Raw genomic sequence first — 22,325 nt, forward strand, 5'->3', positions numbered from 1 at the left:
CCCTGAAGAATTGAGATTCGTAATGCAATACCAGGATGGTTAGCCTACCCTCATCATAGTACCATTGTTGATTGGGCCGTTAGGATTTTCCTTGATTTGCTGCAGCATGGCGTCCCCGTCGGTCTGCCATTTTTTCAGCGCGTCCCGAACTTGGAGTTTTCCATCGACTACATCGTTAAACAGCTGGCGTCCAAGATCCTGCACTTGATAAATGCTCGGCTTCTCCTGATAAATTTTATAGTCCTGGGTAGGGGCCGGTGTCAGGGTAGTAAATGCTTCGATATGGAACTGTATGCCATCCTTCGGTTTAATGAATTTTTTACGGGCTACGAGGTTGTAGGAGCTGTTGGATTTCAGACGTGCCCAATCCTCACTGTTAATGAATTTGATGAATTTCCATGCATCCTCGACATTTTGAGCCTTGGCATTAATCCCCATGATGCCGTTCATTCCGATATAGCCTCCCACGTCCGGGGCCTCCGGATGAACCGGCACAGTCACAACGTCCCAATCAATTGGGGTGTAGCCAGGGAAGTTGGCGGCATTTTTATTGGCATTCGTAATTTGATTCAATTGACTGTAATTAATGATGGACATCGCTACGCGGTTAGACAGAAAATCATCATATTGAAACGGATTGAAGTTTTCTCCGCTCATCATCTGTCCTTTCATCTTGGAAGGGTCCTGCTGTTCCGGCAGTACTTTATCCTGCTTCAGCTTGAGCATCGATTTCCAAATCTTCTCCCACTGATCGGAGTCCACCGTCATCTTCTCACCCTTCTCATCGAACATTCTCAGCTGTAAAGGCGCTGTATACATCTGCATCGAGTAGAACAGGTCGCCCATGGATTGCGTGCTGAAAGAGAATCCGGCCTTGCGGTTTTCTCCTTCGCCTTTAATTAACCGCTTGCCCAAGTCAAAGACCTCATCCCAAGTCATTTTGTCCTTCGGATACGGTACTCCCGCCTCGTCAAACATACGTTTATTGTAAATCAACGCTGAAGAGCTGAAAGTAGGCGCCAACGCATACAGCTTCCCGTCTCCAGTCTTCTTGAGACCGTCAATAACGGCAGGGACCATGTCGGTTATATCGAATTTATCCTTCGTTATCATCGGATCCAGCTGTGTAAGCAAATTGTTCGATATTAAGTCGTTAAGCTGCTCGTAACCGACCATCACGACGTCAGGCGGATTATCTCCCTGCATCACTTCCTTCAGCTTTTCCATCGGATCAACCGGTTTCTTGTTCGGATCCATTCTGCCGCCGTAGCGATAGCTGTCATCCATCGTCGGAATAATTTCAATCTTGATATTCGGGTTGGCAAATTCAAAAATTTCGGTGAACTGCTGACGGAAATATTCATCATCACCGAAACCGAAGCTGGTAGCGACCCTCAATACTTTCTCCGTATTGGAATCCGCTCCTTTCGTCTTGGTACAAGCTGCCAGCGTAGGCACCATAAGACCGGCGCTGATGGATAACAGCAATGATTTCTTCATCCACGGTTTCATAGGTTAATCCCTCCAACAATATAGTCATGCCATCGAAACATATACAACTGATTTTATTCCGACCTAATCTAAAGATTTGGGCGGCCTAATAATAATTTTTTCCCCGTCGAATTCCATGGAGGCCTTTGTATCTATCTGTAAGGCCTGCAGATAAGCCTTTGGAATTTGCAGTCTCCCTGCCTTATCCAGAACTACGTACTCTTCATGGACGCTATTCGCTGCCTGCAACCCTGCAGCAGCTTCCGTCTGCCCCTGCTCCAGATTCGGATTTCGCTTAATAAATTCCGTGCTGGTCATCCCGTCGCGAATGGCGACGACGCGATCCACCTTGCTGGCAAGTGCCATATCGTGAGTAACTATGACGATAGTCACGCCCAGCTCGCGATTGAGTCTGCGGAAAATATCCATGATCATATCCGATGTCTTCGTGTCTACCGAGCCGGTCGGCTCATCTGCCAACAGCAGCGACGGCCTGTTAGCAAGCGAAATGGCGATAGCCACACGCTGCTGCTCGCCGCCCGATAATTGCTGAAGCTTGTTGCTCATCCGGTCCTTCAGACCGACCCATTCCAGCAGTTGCTTGGCATAGGCTCCGTCATATTCTCCGCTCAGCATCATCGGTGTTTCCACATTTTCCAGCGCCGTTAAGTACGGAACCAGATTTCGCGCGTTGTTTTGCCAAATGAAGCCGACCGTTTTGCGCTTATACTTGACCAGCTCTTCATCGGTAATTTTAAGCAAATTCCATTCTCCAACCTGAACCGTTCCTGCGGAAGGCCTGTCAAGGCCTCCCAGGATGTTCAAAAAGGTGGATTTGCCGCTGCCGCTGTTGCCGATGATGGCCATCATTTCTCCGGCTGCGACGGAAATGTTCAAGCCTTTGAGGGCGACGACCTCGATATCGTCGGTTTTGTATATTTTGACGAGCTCTTCGCATGTAATCATTGTTATTTCTCCTCTCCGAGCTTGACGGCTTGGTGAACCCTCAACCTGCGGATATGCAGGAACAACAGTCCGGCTCCGGTCAGCATCATGAATGCAACGACCACATACAGCTGATCAGTGTCACGGGCATTGAAGACAACCTGGAACGGCGGGACCTGCATCTTTACATTTTCTGCCGTCTGAAGGAAGGGAAGGAACAAGTAGCTGGTCAGCTTCCCGATGCCGATTCCAAGTGCGATAGACAATCCGGCTGTAAACCCTTGCTCGAGCAGGAGCATTCCCGTCAGCTGCCGCCGTGACAGCCCCATCGCCCGCAGCACGCCAAACTGCACGACCCGGCTGGACAAATTAAAGAACCAGTAGAGAATATAGCCGATCAGTGAGATGAATACGGAGACCAGGAAGCCGAGACTTAATATCCCGAATACACCACCGCGGGCCGGGTGCTTCTTCTGTGTAATTAATTCGTTGCGGACATCCTTTACGCTGGCAATCTGAATCTGTTTTTTCGCCAGCTCCTCCATGATTGGAGCAACCTTCGCTCCATCCTTCATCTTCAGCCATACCTCATAGGGGGTGACAGGCGCCTGATCGTATATGTAGTCCAGGTTCGCAATGAAGAAAGGCATCTGATCCGGATATTGACTCGGCCAATAGGGTACGGTGGCTACGACGACAAATTCGACCTGCTGCTGCTGGATCGAGATACTGATGATATCGCCTTCCTTGATATGATGCTTTTCGGCAAAGGAGGTAGGAATAATTACCGCTTGCTCATAAGTCCCAAGCAGGTTCAAATACGCATTCGGATGTACTTTGAACAAATCCTTCCTGTACCAGAACACCTTGGAGAAGTCCACATTATCGATCCCCATCACCATGCCCTGACCCAGAGTTTTGCCTGACATGACGACATTGCCTTTGGTTCTCAGGACGCGAGCCGCATGCTCTACACCTTCCAACTGCTGAAAGATGATGAATGGCGGTTCTACAAAGCGAAGCTTGGGTGGAGGCTCCTCCATACCATTGCCGCCGCCTGAACCTCCTCCGGGACTAGGGTTGCCCCCTCCGTTCCCGTTATTGCCGTTTCCTTGATTGCCTCCGGCTGATCCGCTTCCGTTATTCCCGTTGTTTTGCCCGTTGGATTGATCCTGGGGCATTTCGTCTGAGACTCCATCCCATGCAGCCTGTATGACAACATCCGTGCCATAATTGTACAGAATACGGTCCGTCGAGTTCAGATCTATCGTTCTGGCAGCCGAGGAGTTATATACTCCCAAGCCCAGCGTAAGAATCAACAGCAGCATTAACGGATAATAGGATTGCGCGGAACGGGACAGCTGGGTTAGTGTCAGATAGACCGGTACCGGCAGGAATCTCTTGCCAAGCCAGTTCCACAAACGCAGCAGCCAAGGAAATATACGCAAGAAGAACAATCCGAGAGCGATGATCGATAAGGCAGGGACGAAGAACAGCAGCGGATGCACCTGCAGCTGATCCGTAGTCAGACCGGTCTGGACGGATAGCACCTGCCTTTGATCAAACAAATAATAGCCATAACCTACAAGACCGATGAGAAGAACATCGAGAAACCATTTTTGCCAGAACGGTGCGCGGTCTGAGCGTGCGAGCTTCTGCTTGTAGCTTACAATGGATGCCCTTGCGTAGACGATCGCCGGGATGACACTGGCTAGCAGTGCAATAAGCACGGCTGCCGCACCGTAGAGAAGCGCTTCCCGTGACACCCCGACTGGAACGGCCTTACGGTCTACAAAAGCGAGAAAACCGCTGGACGACCCGATACTTTTAGCCATAAACCATCCGAGCACAGGGCCCACGATCATCGCCGCTAACCCAAGCAGCAGCCCCTCCAGCAAGTAGATGCCGATAATTTGTTTCGTGCTTCCGCCCCTGCTTCGCAGAACAGCGATGACGCTGCGCTGCCTCTCCAGAGACTGTCTCGAGTTCATCACAATGTAATAAAACACCATGGCAATCATGGGAGCTGCCAAGGTAAACAGAAGGATTTGCAGCTGAAGGCTCTGTGTCTTAAATTCCTGCAGAATAGGAATAAACGACAAATCCACCCGTGTATTTTTCAGTTTCTGGTACAAAATGATATCCAGCCGCTCCAGCTTGGATTCCAAGGGCGATAACTGGCTCGTTTGAATCTCCTTCAAATCAAAGGCATAATACCAGTTGGCCAGATTCAGCGGTATTTTTTTGTTTTTCAGAATATACTCCTCAAACCCCACTTCACTCATAAAGAAGGAGTTGATGACCCCCTCCATTCCTTGAAACCAATAGGGATCCTGGTCATTCTTCGGTACGATGGTTCCGACCACCTTGACTTTTACCGGGGCAATACCCAAGCCGCCGCTAATCGGATAATTGAACACGTCCCCTACATGGATATCGTTGCGGTACATCGCTTCTTCCAATATGACGGCTTCTACGACGCCGTTCTGGACCTGCTCGCTAAACCATTGCCCCTGCTTAAGCTCTACCTGATCCTTCAAGGCATTCTGAGCCAGCAGCGTCATCTGCCGTTTTTTACTCGGATCGACCTTCGCCGGATCTTCAGGCGCCAGCTGGGAAGCACGGATTGAATAGCTTCTGACGAACGCTTGATATGGGAACTGAATATCTTTGGGTATATCGTTAGTTATGTATTGGTCTGCATCCTTCAACGCGTCCAGCTCCGCACGTTCCGACCCTGCAGCCTGATAGCGAATTAGTACGGAGCCTGCGGGCAAACCGCCGCTTTTTTCTTCCAGCGACTTGCTGACGACCCGCTTTAACGACCCGTCGGAATACATCGGAATGCTCGTAGTAAAAGCGACCGCCATGATCAGCCCGACCAGAGAGCTTAGCGTCAGCCAGCGAGTGTTCCACATCTTGCGGTACAAAAACCGCAGCATAGGCATCGACATTAGCGACCCACTACTTTCTGCCCCGGCGTTAATCCTTTCAGGATCTCTACATCCGTTGGGGTTTGCTGGCCGATCTCGACATCCACTTCCTTCTTGTTCCCCTGCTCGTCAACAACCTGCACGTAATTGCGTCCGGAGTAGGAACGTAGCGTAGCGAGCGGGATCGTTACGGCATTTTCCTTGCGCGACGTAATGACGGATACGCTCAGGAACGTGCCGCGATTCAAGCCTTCAGGAAACGGATCCAGCTGCACTACCATATAATTGTCTATGGAATCCGGCTTTTTCTGCTGGTTGTTTCCGTTCTGCCCGCCATAGTAACCGTTGTTGTTGTTATTATTATTATTATTCGTATCCGCACTCGGATTAGGAAGCTGAATAACTTTTCCCTTGTGCTGACCGGCAGAGTTGATATCAACGATCGCCTCCATACCGACGGCGACCTTCTTCAAGTCTTCATTATTCAAGCTTGCCACAACGGCCAGCTGCGTCAAATCCGCAATAGTGGCTATGGCATCGTAAGCTTTAGCCGTATCGCCTTTCTGAACATACACGGAAACGATCGTTCCAGAGTAAGGAGCTGTCAGCTTCGCTTTCGCTATAGTGTTTTCCAGCTTGGTTAAATCCTCACGCTTTAACTCAAAATCAATTTTAGCCTTCTCGAGATCCTCTGCGCTCATTTCATCCGCTTTTCGCAAGGTCTCAATCATCGTAAGCTCATCCCTGCGGGTCTGAAGCCGCTTTTGCTTTAGCTGGCTTTCCTGCTCCGTCACATCGAGCTCGGCAATGACCTGTCCCTGCTCCACTTTGTCACCGCTTTTAACATAAACGGCTTTAATTCTGCGGCTTTCTTCATCGGTGAAATAAAGATCCTCTTCCTTCGTTCCCATCAGCTTGCCGGAGCCTCGAACCTTCGTCTCCAGCGTTTCGGTCTTCACGACATACTCCGGCTTCTTCGAAAGCTTCGGCGGAGTGACGGTAGGCAGCGTTTCCTCCTCCGCCTCCTTGGGAAGCAGCGAGCAGCCGGAGCTGACGGTCAATACGGCCGCCATGCACAATGCAAGAAGAGGTTTGGCCTTTCTATTATGTGTTAATAAATTTTCCATCCACCATCTCAAATACACGGTCGGCAACCTCCATAATTGTTGGATCATGAGTTGTCATACATATGGTCACTTTCTCGGTTTGGATAATCTCCCGAAATACCGCCATGACCTGAGCCCCCATTTGCGAATCAAGCTCCGCCGTCGGCTCGTCGGCAAGCAGCAGGCTGGGCCTGTGGGCGATAGCTTTGGCTATAGCTACACGCTGTTGTTCACCGCCGGAAAGCTCAAAGGGTCTATGGTGCATCCGCTTACTTAACCCGACCAGCTCCAGGCAGTGAGCCACACGCTGCTTCCATTCCGAACGCGGAACATCCGCCATTCGAAGCCCCAGCTCTACATTCTCCCAAGCGGAGAGAAGAGGCATCAGTGCAAACGACTGGAAAATAAATCCTATTTCCTTACGCCTTATTTGGGTCCGCTTGTCGTCGCTGCACAAGTGAAACGGATATTCCTTAAAGACGATCTCTCCCTTGTTCGGCTGATCCAGGCCTCCGATCAAATTCAACAGCGTCGTTTTACCCGAGCCGGAACGCCCTTTGAGCATGACGAGCTGCCTTTGATACAACGACATATGAATTCCCTTAAGCACATGCAGCTCCTGGCCTCCGACAGGAAAGGACCTTTCTACTCCTTGAACGGTCAATAACGGACTTGTATGATCGACCGGTTCATCCGCTGCTGACGGACTATCCAGGATGTCAGATCCCTGCTGCGGCATAGTGGAAGGCACTTCGGCTCCCGCTTCCCCTTCCGCCGGTACAGGATGATTTTTGTTCTTTTGGCGAAGCCAACCAAGCATTTCGACCCTCCTAGCTGTTCTGGACAATCATTCTATGTATCTAGCAAAACCAGTACTTCCAAATTATAGACGAGGGATACAGCAAAAAAGTTACAAATTGTCTTCAAAAAAGTTCTCATTTTATCCAATTCCGGAATCCGGATCCAGTCATAGCAAGGCTTCCTGTGGTTTGTGCTGGGGAAAACTTGAAGCCAGATCAACGATATCTTCCTCCGGCATCCTATCTTTCTATTCAAAAGGATTGATAGCCGCATGCTATCTTTGCTAGAATTGTAACCTCTCCGTAACCAATGGAAAAATCAGGTCCGTTATAATGACTATAGGATTTACATCAATCCATAATCATCCAGGAGGTACTTGCAATGAAAACGCCTTTTAAACTATTATCATTAGGCATCGCAGGATGCTGCTTGTTCGGTTCATACACAAGTCACACGCTTGCCGCAGCTCTTCCGGCCACCGGCGCCATCACCGCAGTTCCTGTTGCCGCACTCATTTCCGATTCACAAATTCAAGTCAACACCAAAGCGGACAAAGAACAATCGGATGAAATCACAGCAAGCTTGAACTTGCCGGTGATTAGCGGGTTAAAGGATACGGCCTATCAAACCAGGATGAACAGCCAAATCGCCGAAACGGCAGCCAAAGACCTGGAAGCAATAAGAACGCAGGCTAAGGAAGGGGCTGAACAGGCGAAACAGAACGGCTACGAATTCAGACCCTATTCCCTGGATGTCAGCTACGAGGTCATGACCAATGCCAACCATACCCTTTCGATCAAAGTGACCAGCTACCTCTATACAGGGGGAGCACACGGCATGTCTCGCATTGACACCTATAACGTAGCAGACCGCGATCAAGCTGCCGCCATTTCACTAAGTGACCTGTTTGGTTCCAGTTACAAAGATGTAATTAATAAACATATTAAAGAAGAAATTACCAAAAATCCAGAACAATATTTCCCCGATGCATTCCAAAGCATCAGTGACGATCAAATCTTTTACTTGAAGGACGGAAAGGCCTATATCGTGTTCAGTGAATATGAAATCGCTCCTTACGCAGCAGGCAGTCCGGAGTTTGCCGTTTCTATTCCTGGTGCAAGCTCGAACCAAGGAGCGGTTCAAGTAACCTCCACTCCGGCCCAACAACAGTCCGATCAATTAAAGGTGGACATGGATGTCCCTGTTATTAGCGGAATGAAGGATACGAAATACCAGGCCGAGCTTAATGACCTGATAGCAAGTCATGCCGCTAAGGATTTGGAGAGCATGAAGGAGCAGTCCCAAAAGGATACTGAGGAAGCCAAGAAGGCTGGGCTTGACCCGCGGCCTTATGAGCTGATGATTCAATACAAGGTCAAATCGGATGGAAGCAACGGCAGCGATCATCGCCTGTCTATTCAAATGATTACCTACACCTACACTGGCGGCGCGCATGGAGCGACGCGAATCGATAACTACAACGTCATCAATAGCGATCCGGCGGAAAAATTGGAGCTCAGCTCCCTGTTCGGAGAGCATTTCAAAGAAACGATTAACAAGCAGATTGAAGCGGAAATCGCCAAGCAGCCGGAAAAATATTTCGAGGATGGCTTTAAAGGAATCTCGGATTCGCAATCCTTCTATATCGAACAAGGGGATGCCGTCATTGTGTTCAGCCAGTATGAAATCGCTCCTTATTCTTCCGGATCACCGGAGTTCCGAATCGCCATTCCAAAAGATTCATACGGCAAGGAAGAAGCCAAGCCGGCCAAGCTCATGGTGAACGGTCAGGAGCTCCCGTTGTTAACGGACGAGAACGGTACAGCCTTCGCCCCTCTGCGCGCTGTCGCTGAAGACCTGGGCTTCAAGCTGCAATGGAATGCGGAGAAAATGCAGGCTGAAATAAATAAGGGCGCACAATGGACAGCGGTTACCGTCGGTAAAGACGCTTATACCTATAACAAAATGGCCCCCATACAACTGGGCGCCGCGCCTTTTATCAATGAGGAAGGGTCCTTATATGTTCCCGTTTCCTTCTTCGATCGAATTCTTAAAGCCGAGGTCTCAACCGAAGCGGATACGCTGACCATCGGGCTAAAATAATAGGAGAACCTCTATAATACGAGGCATGAGTTGTGAGCCTGATATTGGGGTGAACCTCAATCCTATAAACGTAACAAAAAACCTTCCCTGCCCTGGGAAGGTTTTGTATATTCCAATATGCCTTTCAACTAACGCATGGAACGAAACCTCTGGGAGTGCTCCCGTGCCTGCTCTACGGTTGTAATGCGATTGCGGCTCCATTCCAGTAAAATCCGGTCAATGTATCTGAAATGCACTTTCCCTGCAAATACAGCTTCCTTCAAGCCCGCCAGAATCAATTCCTCCGGGTAACTGTCTTTATCAATCCACCCTGTAATCGACTCCAGCTCCATAGGGGTCAAAGGACGGCCGAATTCTTTCTCGAAGATGGAAAATATATCTTTGCGGGCTTCCGGCTCCGCCTGCTTCTTATTCTTCTGCATCTCTTCATACCAGCAGATCGCTAGACGCTCCAGCAGCGGACTGAAATTGTACTTTTCATATTGAACGCCGCTGACAGGATCCACGCTATCGTCGATGGAAATCAGTCCTTCCTTCAGCAGCTTTTGCAATGCCGCAATGACTTTCTCGCCGGGAACCGTCATCCGGGCCTGGAGCTCTTCAAGTGTTGGGAAATCCTTGCGCTCCCTTTCCATGAATGCCATCACATGAATCATAAGCATGACCTCAACCTCAGTCAGCTTCCACTCATGGTAATATTTTAACAGAAGATACGGAATTCCTACGCTGCCTTCCCGCCAGCCGGCCGCAAATGCCGCAAGCAGTTCCGTGTTTTCCTTACTTTGCTGTTTCATCCGATCACCTCTCCTTGCCAAAAACACGTATCCGTTCTTCAACTATTGTACCGGAAGGAAAGCGAGAAAGTGAAGCGTCCCGCATCGGAACCGCCTCACTCTCCCATACTTGATCCTATATCCGATTCTAACTCAAGACTTCTGCATTATGGGTACAAACGGTACAACAGCCTTGGAAAAGGAATCGTCTCACGCACGTGATCCAATCCGCAAATCCAGGCAACGGTCCGCTCCAGTCCCAGCCCGAATCCCGAATGCGGCACCGATCCGTACTTCCGCAAATCCAGATACCATTGATAGGCTTCCTTGGACAGCTGATGCTCCGTGAACCGCTCTTCCATCAGATCGGGATCGTCGATACGCTGACTGCCCCCGATAATTTCGCCATAACCCTCCGGAGCGATCATATCGGCGCAGAGCACGACCTCCGGACGGTTCGGATCCGGCTTCATATAGAACGCCTTAATCTCCGTAGGATAGTGGGTGATAAAGACCGGCTTATCATACTTCTCTGCGATAGCAGTTTCATGAGGAGCGCCGAAGTCTTCTCCCCACTCAATTTCATGTCCGTTAGCTTTGAGGAATTGGACGGCCTCGTCATAGGTAATCCGGGGAAACGGCTCTTGAATGTTCCGGAGCTTCGACGTATCCCGCTCCAGGACTTCCAGTTCCTTGCCGCAATTCTCCAGTGCGGACTGAACAATATGCGATACGAATTGCTCCTGGACCTCCAGATTTTCTTCATGCGTAACAAAAGCCATCTCGGGCTCAATCATCCAGAACTCGATCAGATGGCGTCTTGTCTTCGATTTCTCAGCCCGGAAGGTAGGACCAAAGGAATAAACGCGCCCTAGCGCCATGGCAGCCGCTTCCATGTAGAGCTGACCGCTCTGCGTCAGGAAAGCATCCTCATCAAAATATTTCGTATGAAACAGGTTCGTCGTTCCTTCGCATGATGATGGCGTCAAGATAGGAGGATCGACCAGATGAAAGCCCCGTTCGTCAAAAAACTGCTGGATTGCGCGGATAATTTGCGCGCGTATGACGAGAATCGCCCGCTGCCGCGGCGAACGAATCCACAAATGACGGTGATCCATTAAGTAATCGACACCATGCTCTTTAGGAGTTATCGGATAATCAGTGGACACCTGGATAATTTCAATTCCGGTCACCGTCAGCTCGTAGCCGCTCTTGCTGCGGGTATCCTCCCGTACCGTCCCGGTCACATACAGCGAGCTTTCTTGCGTCAGCTTGCCAGCCGTTTCCCAGACCTCCTCAGGCACTTCGCTCTTAACGACTACCGCCTGTATAAACCCCGAGCCGTCACGCAGCTGCAAAAACTGGATTTTACCGCTTGAACGCTTATTATGCAGCCAGCAGCCGATCGTCACTGTACCATCTTTATGCTGATCGACATCACGAATCATGGACAAATTTCGGCTCATCCAATGGATCATCCTTCCTACATACAGAATCGTTATTTCATTATACTACATTTCTGCTATTTAACAGGAGCTGGTGCGTATCGCGGGCAATAACCAGCTCTTCGTTCGTCGGAATTACAAGAACCTGTACCCTGGATTGCTCGGTAGAGATGATGCGCTCTTCATTGGAACGCTGCTCATTAGCCTTCTCATCCAGCTCCAGTCCGAGGAACGTCAAATTGCGGCATACAGCCTGACGCAGTGCAGCCGAATTTTCACCGACTCCGGCCGTGAATACCAATACATCCACTCCGTTCATAGCCGCTGCGTATGAACCGATGTATTTTCTTAACCGGTACTCATACATATCGAAGGCGAGCGAAGCGTTGCGGTCGCCTTCCTTCATAGCATCCAGTATTTCCCGCATATCGCTGCTGATACCCGAGATGGCCATAAGTCCGCTATGTTTGTTCAGCATCGAATTGACTTCGCTCAGCGTCAAGTCCTCTTTTCCCATTGCAAAAGGAACGATCGCCGGATCAATATCACCGCTGCGTGTTCCCATCATCAATCCTTCCAGAGGTGTCAGACCCATGCTCGTATCGAAGGATCTTCCGTTCAATACGGCGGTGCAGCTGGCCCCGTTACCGATATGGCAGGAGATCAGCTTCAGCTGCTCAAGCGGCTTTTGCACCAGCTCGGCGGCTCTTTCGCTTACATAAGCGTGGGAGATGCCATGGAAGCCGTATCTGCGGATTTTATGCTTTTTATATAGCACCATAGGGATTGGATACAAATAAGAGCCCCTCGGCATCGTCTGATGAAACGCCGTATCGAAAGCGACCACTTGAGTCACCTCCGGCATATTCGCTTCCACCGCATTGATGCCGAGCATATGCGCCGGATTATGCAGCGGTGCCAGATCGAACAGATTGCGAATTTCTCGTTTCACATTCTCATCGACAATCACTGAGCCTGTGAACGATTCTCCGCCATGAACAACCCTGTGTCCAACGGCCTGAATCTCCTGAATGGATTCTAGAACGCCGTACTTGGGATGCGCAATCATCTCAAGCACCTTGCGGATGGCAGTCGTATGCTCCAAGATTTCCGATACTTCACGTACCTCCGAGCTGCCTGCGGGCTCGTAGCACACAATAGCGGAATCCATTCCTATGCGTTCTACTTTGCCCTTGGCAAGAACCTCTTCATTCTCCATATTATACAGCTGGAATTTAAGCGAGGAGCTGCCTGCATTGATTACGAGGATCTTCATAGACGGTCACCATCCTTATCATAACGGAAGAAGCCTTGTCCTGTCTTTACTCCAAGCTGGCCTGCGCGTACCATTTGCTTTAGAATCACGGCAGGACGGTATTTAACATCACCGAATTCCCTGAACATCCGTTCCATGGCTACCAGCAGAGCGTCCAAGCCCATTCGATCCGCTGTTTCGAGCGGCCCGTAATGGAAATCGTAACCCATTCGCATCGCCGTATCAATATCCTCTGCACTCGCTACCCGTTCCGACAGCGTATGCATGGCTTCATTAATTAAAACGCAAATCAGCCTGGTCGTGACAAAACCCGGCGATTCATAGACCTGAATCCCCGTTCTTTGGATCGTATTTTCAACAAATTGCTTCGTAAACGAAAACGTTTCTTCCGACGTTTTCAATCCTCTAATAATTTCCACCAAACGAATTTTTGATACAGGGTGTAGAAAATGGATGCCAATGACTCGATCCGGGCGCTTCGTGGCGGCGGCGATTTCCGTTAAGCTTAGCGTGGACGTGTTGCTCGCCAATATAGTCGATGATGGACATATGTCGTCCAAGCGCTGGAACAGCTCTTTCTTTTGCTCCAAATCCTCACTGATCGATTCGATAACCAGGTCGCAATCCGCAAGACTGTACATGACGGTATCTTTATGAATTCTGGATAAAACAAGCTTTTTTTCTGCTGTGGTGATAGCCCATTTCTCCAGCTGTCTATCAAGGCTCAGTTCAATCTGCTCCAAAGCCTGCTCCAGCTTCTCGTATGTACGGTCAATTAATAGTACATCCATTCCTTGTGCTGCCAGCATCTCAGCGATGCCTTGGCCCATTGTACCGGCACCGATAACTCCGACTTTGCTGCAATGCATGCCGTTCCCCCCTTAACCGCTTTCATTCGCAATATTTCATTATAAACCAGTGGTTAATTAAGACAGGCCGCTTAACCTGCTTGAGCTTATTATACACCCCTGAAAGCCCAAATGAAAAAACTTCTTGTGGCATTGTTGTGAAGTGCTGGCATACCGTACAGCCCCCTTGGGGCACACAACAAATAAGCCCTGCGCCGCGGCTGCAGCACAGGACTCGAACATTCCCTTTGATTATTTAAAGGCTTATTACTTTCTTTGTATCTTGCGAGGCAAAAGCAGCCAAAATCACATTCAGCGACTTCAGGCCTTCCTCTCCGGAGATGCTTGGAGGCGTATTTGTCGTAATGCAGCGAACGAACTCATCGATAACGCCGCTGGCCGTCTGCTTCTCATTAGTAGCCATGGCGCCTACCTTGTATTTCTCGACGGAGCCGTTGCGCAGCTCGACAATGACCTGATCATCCGCATGAGTGCCGATTTTCATAACCCCGTTCTCGCACCACAATGTCGTGCTGTTATCGCCGCCCTTGTAATAAGTCCAGCTGGCCACCAGCGTTCCTATCGTGCCGCTTTTCATCCGAAGCACGCAGGTCGCATTATCGTCCACATCGGTATCTTCCTTATGGAGAGTGCTGACGAAAGCAGCCACTTCCGCCACTTCATCCTCGAGCAGCCAGCGGATCAGATCGGATTTATGAACGCCCAGGTCGCCCATAGCCCCCATGATCGCCTCTTCCTTGCGGAAAAACCAGCTCTCCTTGCCATCCACGCTCCAGCCTTCAGGACCCGGATGACCGAAGGCGGTGCGGAATGTGAGCACCTTGCCCAGCTTGCCTGACTGCAGAATTTCTTTAGCCTTCATATGAGGCGGCATCAGGCGTTGATTATGGCCTACCATCAGGTAAACCCCGTTGTTCCGCGCCGCTTCGATCATGGCCAAGCCTTCCTCTTCGGAGACGGCCATCGGCTTTTCTACCAGGACATGGGCTCCAGCTTTCGCCGCTGCAATAGAGACAGGAGCATGGAGTGCATTCGGTGTACATACGCTGACTGCATCCGGCTTGATTTCATTAAGCATTTCATTGTAATCGGTATAGGCTTTAGCGCCATGCTTCTCAGCAAATTTGTCCGCCCGTTCCTTGATAATATCAACAAAGGCAACCAGCTCAACATTCGGATTCGCCTCATATTCCGGAATATGTCTACGCTCGGAAATCGCGCCGCAGCCTACTACGGCAACTCTCAATTTACTCATGATCGATCTTGCTCCTTCGAATTTAGAATGGGAGAAATGGTTCATTATTAGAATTGGTTCAAATAGTTTTGTTGAAGCCACTTCAAGCTGGTGCCGATGCTTTCCAAAGGCGGATTCTGACAGCGGTCCTGCTCGACGATCAGCCACTCCACTCCTGCTTCGGAAGCCGCTTCAATCACAGCCGGCAAGTCGATTTCCCCTTGGCCCAGCTCTACCGTATTAATCTGGTTATTGATCATGCCTTTAAAATCCTTCAGATGAAGCAGCGGCAGTCTTCCTGTATAGTCCGCCATGTATTGAAGCGTATCCAAACCGGCATATTGCACCCAACCGGCATCCATTTCCACCAGAATATCCTCCGGCGCGGAAGCATACAGAGCATCGAATACATACTGGCCTTCGATTTTCGTCTCAAATTCGAAAGCATGGTTGTGGTAGGCGAACTTCAATCCTTTAGCTTTAGCCTTGCGGGCCGCTTCACCCAGGAAAACAAACAAGCTTTTCCACGCTTCCGCATTCTCCCGTTCCTCGGCCGCTACATAAGGACAAATTAAATACTCGGCTCCGATAGCAAGCAAGTAATCGATTTCTTTATCCAGATCCTCACGCATTTGATTCAAGCTGACATGAGCTCCGATAGGCTTCAAGTTCAATTCATCCAGCAGCTGCTTCAATTCTTGGGCTGGAAGCCCGCCGTAACCGGCAAATTCGACCCCTTCATATCCCAGCTCGGCTACTTGCCGCAGCGTTCCTTTGAAATCCTTCGACAAATCGTCGCGAACCGTATACAGCTGTACGCCAATACCCATTCTTCTCATTTGCTCATCCTCCAGGAAAATTGATCTATTTGATATTATTTTAATCCTAAATGCCCTATAATGACTATGAACGATGTGCTTGTTACATGAACTATTTTGCTATAATCACTTACATTCTAAGTGGGGCCTTGGCTTTTAGAGCGGGTTTAAATACTTTGCGTGGAGCCTCGAAATTTTGAGAAATTCTATACTTTTAAAAAGAAGGTGTCCCGCTATGCAGTCTCAAATTCTATCTTGCGGCTACTCCTATCATTCGCAAAAATTCCAGACCGGACATAGGGAAAAAATGAAGCATTACTTGTTTCGACTGCAAACAGAAGGGTTCTGCCAAGCATGGGTCAACGGAACCATGTCGGGAGTGGAAACGGGCGATTTGCTGCTCTACCAGCCCGGTGACGTGTATGACCTGAAAATTGACGAGCATACGAATAAGCTCGGGCAAACGCTGATCTCCAGCGGAGATTATTACATCATGTGTAAGGGGGAATGGCTCGAGGCCTGGTGGAGAAAAAGCAAAAAACCGCAGAAGGTCAGAATCGCAGCCGCCGAAAGGCTGCTTTCCCTGTGGCGGCAAATTATATTGGAAAAGCGCCGGATCGAGGACGAGAATAAAGAGCTGTCCGATTACTTGCTGAAAGCGCTCTGTCTATACATCGACCGTGCCATCACGGAAACGCGGACCCTGCACGGAAGCTCGTTCCTGGCTTCGCGCATGAAAAGCTTTATCGAGGAGCATGCGATACTGCCGTTCAAGGTGGAGGACGTCGCCCAGCACGTCGGGCTCAGCGTTTCGAGGGCCGTGCATTTGTTCAAGGAATGTTTCGGCAAAACCATGATTCAATATACGCTGGAGATCCGTTTATCCACCTCCATCGAGCGAATGAACTATACCGACATGACGCTGGAACAAATCGCCGAAACATCCGGCTTCGGAAGCTACTCATATTTCCACCGGGTCTTTCGAGAGAAGTACGGAATTTCGCCCAAGGCATTCCGGATGCAGCAGGCTGCGGGAGAGAAGAATCCTTCCTCCCCGGATGCGAATCCGCATACTTCGTCATTATGACTGCTTGCCCACGGATGATCCGAGATAGGGATTTTCCTGCTTGAAGACCGGCGATCTGCTGCTATATACTGCACATAGGAGTGTAAAAACACGGTCCGGTCGGTAGTCCGGGCGCACTGGGCTTTTGCCTCGTGTCAGTAACCTTCCCCCCTCGGGATGTCCCTCACTCCGCACTACACATAGAGGGGGAAGCTTAGATGAAGCTAACCGTTTTTTTCGATGAACAGCTCCAATTCTGGGTAGGTGTCGTGGAATCCGAGGACGACCAACGTCTGAGGGCCGTCAGGCATATCTTCGGCAAAGAGCCGAAGGAAGCTGAGATTCTCGATTTTATCCATCTTGAGTTGCAGCGGCTGTTGGATGCAACAACCCAAACCGTACAAACCTCGCCTCGCGAGGAACGGCGGATCAATCCGAAGAGGATGTCGCGACTTGCTGCGCAGGAGATACGCCAGCGGGGAGCATCCACCTATGCCCAACAGGTCATGAGTATGGAGTATGAGCACCGGAAATTAGAACGAAAGAGCGATTCCAAGCGCCGGCAAGAGGAATTAAAGGAAAGAAAATATGCTCTGAAGGTGCAGAAAGCGAAGCTCAAGCACCGGGGCAGGTAGCAAGAAAGCAAGGCTGCATATCGGCAGATGGAATAGGAAAACGTCCTATCCCATCAGGCTGATATCAGCCTTTTTTCATATCCCGAGGCTCCGTAACACATCCTGTGTCAAACCTTCTCCCGCATACGAGACCAAAGGGGAAATTTCTACCTGTCGATCGTCTAATCTTTCCGCCGTTACACCTGCTTCCAGCAGCCATTTACGGTGAAGCTCAAGCAAGAGAAGTCTGGCGGAATCCGGACTGTCCTCACCTTCCCTATTTTTCACAGGAGCAAATTCCTCCTCACGCCGAACCTTCCAAACCGTCATATCGCCGGCTGCCGGGTAAAAGTCGAAGACAAAACGTTCCATCTTGTAGGCATTCGGCTCCGACGGATTGATTAGAGCCCCTGATGTATCAAAATGCCGGATTTTTTTGTGGGCCAGTTCATAAGGCAGATTCAGGTCGGCTGCTTTCTCGATGAAATCAAGGCGAAACAGCTGAATCGAGATATGACCCTGACGGTACAGAAGACGGCCCTGATCGTCCTTCGCATACATTACTTCCTCCGGGATAACCGTGTACTCGACGACCGACGGCAGCCCGTTACGATAGCAAAAGATGCCTACCGGTTCCTCGGGATACAGCTTATCCACCGATTTTGCAGCTACCGGAAAGGGATGGCTTGCAGCAGCCCCAATGAACAAAGGATCAGCGACCCTCACCAGCGCATTATCTACATTATAGTAAAACAACCATTCCAGACCTCGCCGCTTCATGTCGAGCATGGCTCCCGTTCTCTTAAGAGCTGCGAAGCAATCGCCGTTCCCGCTTGGCGCAAGGCATATTTCGTCTTTGGCCGACATCAGGATTTTGCCATGCTCATCTATCGCAGGCATAGCCCCCTGTACGAAAAACGTACAGTGTTCCCTGGGATAGCCAAAATAGTAATGCTGTTCGAAAAAATGGACGGTCTGTTCGTGGTTTTCCGGACTTGTCATGATATACCATGCAATAGGCTTCCCCGCTTTTTCCGACAGATGGATCAAGCGCTCGGCCTGGAGCTGGAACAGCGATTTGCCAGACGGAAGCCCGATATCATATGCACCCTTCGGTCCTTCATAGCCCAGACGGCTTCCCTGGCCTCCTGCTACAACGATGGCGCCGACTTTCCCCTGTTCTAGCAGGTTCCAGCCTGCAGAGGCATACCTCTCACGCTCCTCCTCAGTATACTCGTCCCAGCTTGATGCCTGCATGGGTGTCAATTCCATGCCCGCCAATGATTGCGCCGGTGAATCCTTCCAGCGCTGCCATGCCTGCTCGACAGCCTGCAAGTCCAGCTGCATGATCCTGCTAATCAGCTTCCGTCTGGACGCATCGTCCAGCTCGTCGTAGTGCCGAAGCAGATGCTCCTGACCATACCGGCTTAATAGCATTTGTGCTTCTTCTTTTCGTGTGTCCATCGTGTTCATTGCTGCGGCTCCCCCTTATTACTCCTGCTTGCCGCCAGGCTCTCCGGCGAAACGGTACATGACAGAATCCCTGACAGGATGGTAGCCAATTTGAGAATAAATATGGTTAGAGGTCGGATTCGCCAAGTCTGTGTATAGGCTGCAAAAGGAATAGCCTTCGTCCAGCATGCGCTGGCTAAGCGCCGCAACACAGGAGGAGGCATAGCCTTTGTTCCGGTGCTCCGGGGGTGTATAGACATTGCTCAAGACGATGCCGTGCTTCGTCGGCCGGGTTGTTTTGGCCATGCTGACCGCCCCATCATCATCCCAAAGATAGACGGCTGCTTGTCTAATGAAGCCGACCGTCTTGTTGGACGCTTCCTCCGCCGTGATCCGCTCATGAATGGAATCGGCGAATTGCTTGATCCAGGCTGCTATGAGTTCCTGATCAAGTGCGGTAGCCAGCCTCAACCGTCCTTTGCTTCCGCTGACGGGAAGCACCCGATCCAGCTGGTAAATTCGTTGATTCATCTTAAGGACCGGCACCAGACGATTGCTCTCCGCCCATTCCTCTGCAAAGCTTCTCGCTATCTCGTTAGGACCTATTACGCCGGGTACCTGTGCTCCCCTTGCTCTAAGATCGGCCACCGCCGCTTTTACAGCTTCAAGACTAAACGGCTCTGTTCCGTACAGAATGGCATTCTTGGAATTTATGAGTACAATGAGCCGGATTCGTTCATCGCCGTCCTCTACAACCATCTTGTAAGAATCCAGGGCAACTCTTCCTTCCGCTTCCCCCTTAGCTTCCATATGAAGCAGGCCCAGAAGAAGGTTGTTCACGGCTTCATGCTTTTCCAAAACAGGCTCCACCTTCTCAAGGAAACGGGAAGCACGGTCATAATGGTACACATTCATCGCCTCTCTACCCCCCTCGGATAATAGTAAATTTTATCCATGTTATCATATGATCCTGGAATCAACAATAGGAAACTCAACTCCTCCTGCAACCACTTGCCCCTATAAAGTGGGACCTTGCCTTCGAAGCTGGTTGGAGGTGCTTCGCAGGAGCTCTCTAATAAAAAAACGGTTTTTGCCCCATGGGAGCAAAAACCGTTATAAAGGATTTCGTTCTTATTTATACGCAAGACGTGCTTTATGAGCTTCTTCATAAGCAGCGATTGCATCTGCGTGCTGAAGAGTCAAGCCGATGTCATCCAAGCCTTGCAGCAGGAATTGACGACGGTGCTCATCCAGGTCAAAATCAATGCTCAGACCTTGGTCGTCCGTAATTTTTTTGTTTTCCAGATCCACTGTCAGCTTGTAGCCTTCAGTCTTAGCCGTGCGTTGGAACAGCTCTTCCACTTGCTCCTCGCTCAGCTTGATCGGCAGGATGCCGTTTTTGAAGCAGTTGTTGTAGAAAATGTCCGCATAAGACGGAGCAATGATAACTTTGAATCCGTAATCCTGGATTGCCCAAGGAGCGTGCTCACGGGAAGATCCGCAGCCGAAGTTGGCACGGGAGATCAATACGGAAGCACCTTGATAACGAGGCTGGTTCAAGGAGAATTCCTTAATAACCTCACCTTGCTTGTCAAAACGCCATTCAAAGAATAGAAATTGTCCGAACCCGGAACGTTCAATCCGTTTCAAAAATTGCTTAGGAATAATCGCATCTGTATCTACGTTTACGCGGTCAACCGGACCTACGAGGCCTGTATGCTTGCTAAAAGCTTCCATGTCGTTATCTCCTCACTCAAATAAATTGAATTAAGCTTCTTGCTTCACTTTGAAATCCCACTTGCGAACATCATAGAAATGTCCTTTGATTGCTGCGGCAGCGGCCATAGCCGGGGATACCAGGTGCGTACGTCCGTCGCGGCCTTGGCGGCCTTCAAAGTTACGGTTGGATGTCGATGCGCAGCGTTGACCTGGTTTCAATACGTCCGGGTTCATCGCCAAGCACATGCTGCAGCCCGCATCGCGCCACTCGAAGCCAGCTTCGGTGAAGATTTTATCCAAGCCTTCTTTTTCCGCTTGAATTTTAACGCGTCCGGAGCCCGGAACTACGATTGCAGTCACATTCGGGGATACTTTATGTCCTTGAGCTACTTTGGCAGCAGCGCGAAGGTCCTCGATGCGGCCGTTCGTACAGGAACCGATAAATACATAATCAACAGCCAAGTCCGTCATCGGAGTACCTGGAGTGATGCCCATATATTCGATCGCTTTTTCAGCGGCTTTACGTTCGTTCTCTGTTGCGAAGCTTTGAGGATCCGGTACAAGCGCTGTAATATCCGTACCCATACCAGGGCTGGTTCCCCAGGTTACTTGCGGAATCAGGCTGTCCGCGTCGAATTCTACCACACGATCGTATACGGCGCCTTCATCGGTAGTCAGCTGCTTCCACTGTTCTACTGCTGCGTCGAAAGCAGCGCCTTGAGGAACGTATTCACGTCCGCGCAGGTAATTGAAAGTGGTTTCGTCTGGTGCGATCAAGCCTGCTCTTGCACCTGCTTCGATGGACATGTTACATACTGTCATGCGCTCTTCCATCGACAGATTGCGGATCGCTTCGCCTGTATACTCGATAACATAGCCGGTAGCGAAGTCCGTACCGTATTTGGCAATAACGCCCAAGATCAAGTCTTTAGCGGTAATACCAGGGTTCAGCTTGCCGTTGATGCGAACTTCCAGCGTTTTGGCTTTCGATTGCTGCAAGCATTGAGTAGCCAGAACGTGCTCCACTTCACTGGTACCGATACCGAATGCCAAGGCACCGAAAGCACCGTGAGTGGAAGTGTGGCTGTCGCCGCACACGATGGTCTTACCAGGATGAGTCAAGCCAAGCTCAGGACCCATAACGTGAACAACGCCTTGATCGATGCTGTCCAGGTCAAACAGCGTTACGCCGAAATCCTTACAGTTCTGCGACAAAGTGTCGATTTGCTGCTTGGAGATAGGATCCGTAATATTGTAACGGTCTTTGGTAGGAACGTTGTGGTCCATCGTTGCGAAAGTCAAATCCGGACGGCGCACTTTGCGGCCGGACAAGCGAAGCCCTTCAAAAGCTTGCGGAGACGTTACTTCGTGCACCAGCTGCAGGTCGATATAAATAATGCTAGGTTTGCCTGCTTCCTGATGAATTACGTGATTGTCCCAAATTTTCTCGAACATTGTTTTTGCCATCAGTTTCACCTCATTGTCATGAATGCGAATCAATTCATCTATGCCACTTAGTTTAGCATTTCTTTATTCATTGTTCCAAGATATAATATCTATAAGCTTGATAGGATAAACTTATAAATAAATCCTCCAATGCGACTAGAAACCTCGACAAGCTAGGATTGCTCCTTCATGGATTAATTGAAATGGGAAGCATAGAGCTAAAGTAAGTGCCGG

The 22,325-nt window shown here is 49.9% G+C and carries 18 protein-coding genes; 3 read left to right on the plus strand and 15 right to left on the minus strand.

What is annotated here, in order from left to right:
• Nucleotides 1-39: 39 nt before the first annotated feature.
• The 5 genes from B1728_RS11935 to B1728_RS11955 form a co-directional block, all read right to left on the minus strand.
• Nucleotides 40-1,512: an ABC transporter substrate-binding protein gene (locus B1728_RS11935; RefSeq protein WP_079910433.1), complete on the minus strand. Its 1,473-nt coding sequence runs from the start codon at nucleotides 1,510-1,512 to the stop codon at nucleotides 40-42.
• A gap of 63 nt (nucleotides 1,513-1,575) precedes the next feature.
• On the minus strand, nucleotides 1,576-2,457 hold the full coding sequence (locus tag B1728_RS11940; protein WP_079910434.1) for an ABC transporter ATP-binding protein: 882 nt from the start codon (nucleotides 2,455-2,457) through the stop codon (nucleotides 1,576-1,578).
• Nucleotides 2,458-2,459: 2 nt separating this feature from the next.
• Nucleotides 2,460-5,384 (minus strand): ABC transporter permease, encoded by a 2,925-nt coding sequence (locus tag B1728_RS11945; RefSeq protein ID WP_079910635.1) that lies wholly within the window; start codon nucleotides 5,382-5,384, stop codon nucleotides 2,460-2,462.
• A 5-nt stretch (nucleotides 5,385-5,389) separates the two neighbouring features.
• Nucleotides 5,390-6,514 carry an efflux RND transporter periplasmic adaptor subunit gene (locus B1728_RS11950; protein ID WP_483310976.1) on the minus strand — a complete coding sequence of 375 codons (1,125 nt, stop codon included), beginning with the start codon at nucleotides 6,512-6,514 and terminating at the stop codon, nucleotides 5,390-5,392.
• Nucleotides 6,474-7,295: an ABC transporter ATP-binding protein gene (locus B1728_RS11955; RefSeq protein ID WP_079910435.1), complete on the minus strand. Its 822-nt coding sequence runs from the start codon at nucleotides 7,293-7,295 to the stop codon at nucleotides 6,474-6,476. The genes B1728_RS11950 and B1728_RS11955 overlap by 41 nt, the downstream gene beginning before the upstream one ends.
• Nucleotides 7,296-7,657: 362 nt before the next feature.
• Between B1728_RS11955 and B1728_RS11960 the strand changes: the two genes are divergently transcribed.
• Entirely contained in the window at nucleotides 7,658-9,379 is a 1,722-nt protein-coding gene (locus B1728_RS11960) for a PdaC/SigV domain-containing protein (RefSeq protein ID WP_079910436.1), read from the plus strand.
• A gap of 128 nt (nucleotides 9,380-9,507) precedes the next feature.
• On the opposite strand, the gene B1728_RS11965 is transcribed toward B1728_RS11960, so the two are convergent.
• The 6 genes from B1728_RS11965 to B1728_RS11990 form a co-directional block, all read right to left on the minus strand.
• The gene (locus B1728_RS11965) at nucleotides 9,508-10,173 is read right to left on the minus strand and encodes a DnaD domain-containing protein (protein WP_079910437.1); all 666 of its coding nucleotides are present in this window, start codon (nucleotides 10,171-10,173) and stop codon (nucleotides 9,508-9,510) included.
• Between the two features lie 146 nt (nucleotides 10,174-10,319).
• Nucleotides 10,320-11,618, minus strand: a complete 1,299-nt coding sequence (asnS, locus tag B1728_RS11970) for an asparagine--tRNA ligase (RefSeq protein WP_079910438.1) — start codon at nucleotides 11,616-11,618, stop codon at nucleotides 10,320-10,322.
• 40 nt (nucleotides 11,619-11,658) lie between these two features.
• Nucleotides 11,659-12,873 (minus strand): acetate/propionate family kinase, encoded by a 1,215-nt coding sequence (locus B1728_RS11975; protein ID WP_079910439.1) that lies wholly within the window; start codon nucleotides 12,871-12,873, stop codon nucleotides 11,659-11,661.
• Nucleotides 12,870-13,742, minus strand: coding sequence for a 3-hydroxyacyl-CoA dehydrogenase family protein (locus B1728_RS11980; protein WP_079910440.1), 873 nt, complete (start codon nucleotides 13,740-13,742; stop codon nucleotides 12,870-12,872). Before B1728_RS11980 ends, B1728_RS11975 begins: the two co-directional genes overlap by 4 nt.
• A 235-nt stretch (nucleotides 13,743-13,977) precedes the next feature.
• Nucleotides 13,978-14,997 carry a Gfo/Idh/MocA family protein gene (locus B1728_RS11985; protein ID WP_079910441.1) on the minus strand — a complete coding sequence of 340 codons (1,020 nt, stop codon included), beginning with the start codon at nucleotides 14,995-14,997 and terminating at the stop codon, nucleotides 13,978-13,980.
• A 47-nt stretch (nucleotides 14,998-15,044) separates the two neighbouring features.
• Nucleotides 15,045-15,815 carry a sugar phosphate isomerase/epimerase family protein gene (locus B1728_RS11990; RefSeq protein WP_079910442.1) on the minus strand — a complete coding sequence of 257 codons (771 nt, stop codon included), beginning with the start codon at nucleotides 15,813-15,815 and terminating at the stop codon, nucleotides 15,045-15,047.
• Between the two features lie 214 nt (nucleotides 15,816-16,029).
• Here B1728_RS11990 and B1728_RS11995 point away from each other — a divergent pair, with 214 nt between their 5' ends.
• Both B1728_RS11995 and B1728_RS12000 read left to right on the plus strand, forming a co-directional pair.
• Nucleotides 16,030-16,881, plus strand: a complete 852-nt coding sequence (locus B1728_RS11995) for an AraC family transcriptional regulator (protein WP_079910443.1) — start codon at nucleotides 16,030-16,032, stop codon at nucleotides 16,879-16,881.
• 197 nt (nucleotides 16,882-17,078) lie between these two features.
• Nucleotides 17,079-17,495, plus strand: a complete 417-nt coding sequence (locus B1728_RS12000) for a YjdF family protein (RefSeq protein WP_079910444.1) — start codon at nucleotides 17,079-17,081, stop codon at nucleotides 17,493-17,495.
• Nucleotides 17,496-17,570: 75 nt separating this feature from the next.
• On the opposite strand, the gene B1728_RS12005 is transcribed toward B1728_RS12000, so the two are convergent.
• The 4 genes from B1728_RS12005 to leuC all read right to left on the minus strand — a co-directional run bounded on the left by B1728_RS12005 (nucleotide 17,571) and on the right by leuC (nucleotide 22,112).
• Nucleotides 17,571-18,947, minus strand: a complete 1,377-nt coding sequence (locus B1728_RS12005; protein ID WP_256865334.1) for a UDPGP type 1 family protein — start codon at nucleotides 18,945-18,947, stop codon at nucleotides 17,571-17,573.
• A gap of 18 nt (nucleotides 18,948-18,965) precedes the next feature.
• Nucleotides 18,966-19,841: a GNAT family N-acetyltransferase gene (locus tag B1728_RS12010; RefSeq protein WP_079910445.1), complete on the minus strand. Its 876-nt coding sequence runs from the start codon at nucleotides 19,839-19,841 to the stop codon at nucleotides 18,966-18,968.
• Nucleotides 19,842-20,057: 216 nt separating this feature from the next.
• Nucleotides 20,058-20,663 carry a 3-isopropylmalate dehydratase small subunit gene (leuD, locus tag B1728_RS12015; protein ID WP_079910446.1) on the minus strand — a complete coding sequence of 202 codons (606 nt, stop codon included), beginning with the start codon at nucleotides 20,661-20,663 and terminating at the stop codon, nucleotides 20,058-20,060.
• Nucleotides 20,664-20,693: 30 nt separating this feature from the next.
• Entirely contained in the window at nucleotides 20,694-22,112 is a 1,419-nt protein-coding gene (leuC, locus tag B1728_RS12020; RefSeq protein WP_079910638.1) for a 3-isopropylmalate dehydratase large subunit, read from the minus strand.
• Nucleotides 22,113-22,325 lie beyond the last annotated feature (213 nt).

It is taken from the genome of Paenibacillus sp. 32352, from assembly GCF_002042965.1.
In the GTDB taxonomy this organism is placed as follows: Bacteria; Bacillota; Bacilli; order Paenibacillales; family NBRC-103111; genus Paenibacillus_S; species Paenibacillus_S vulneris.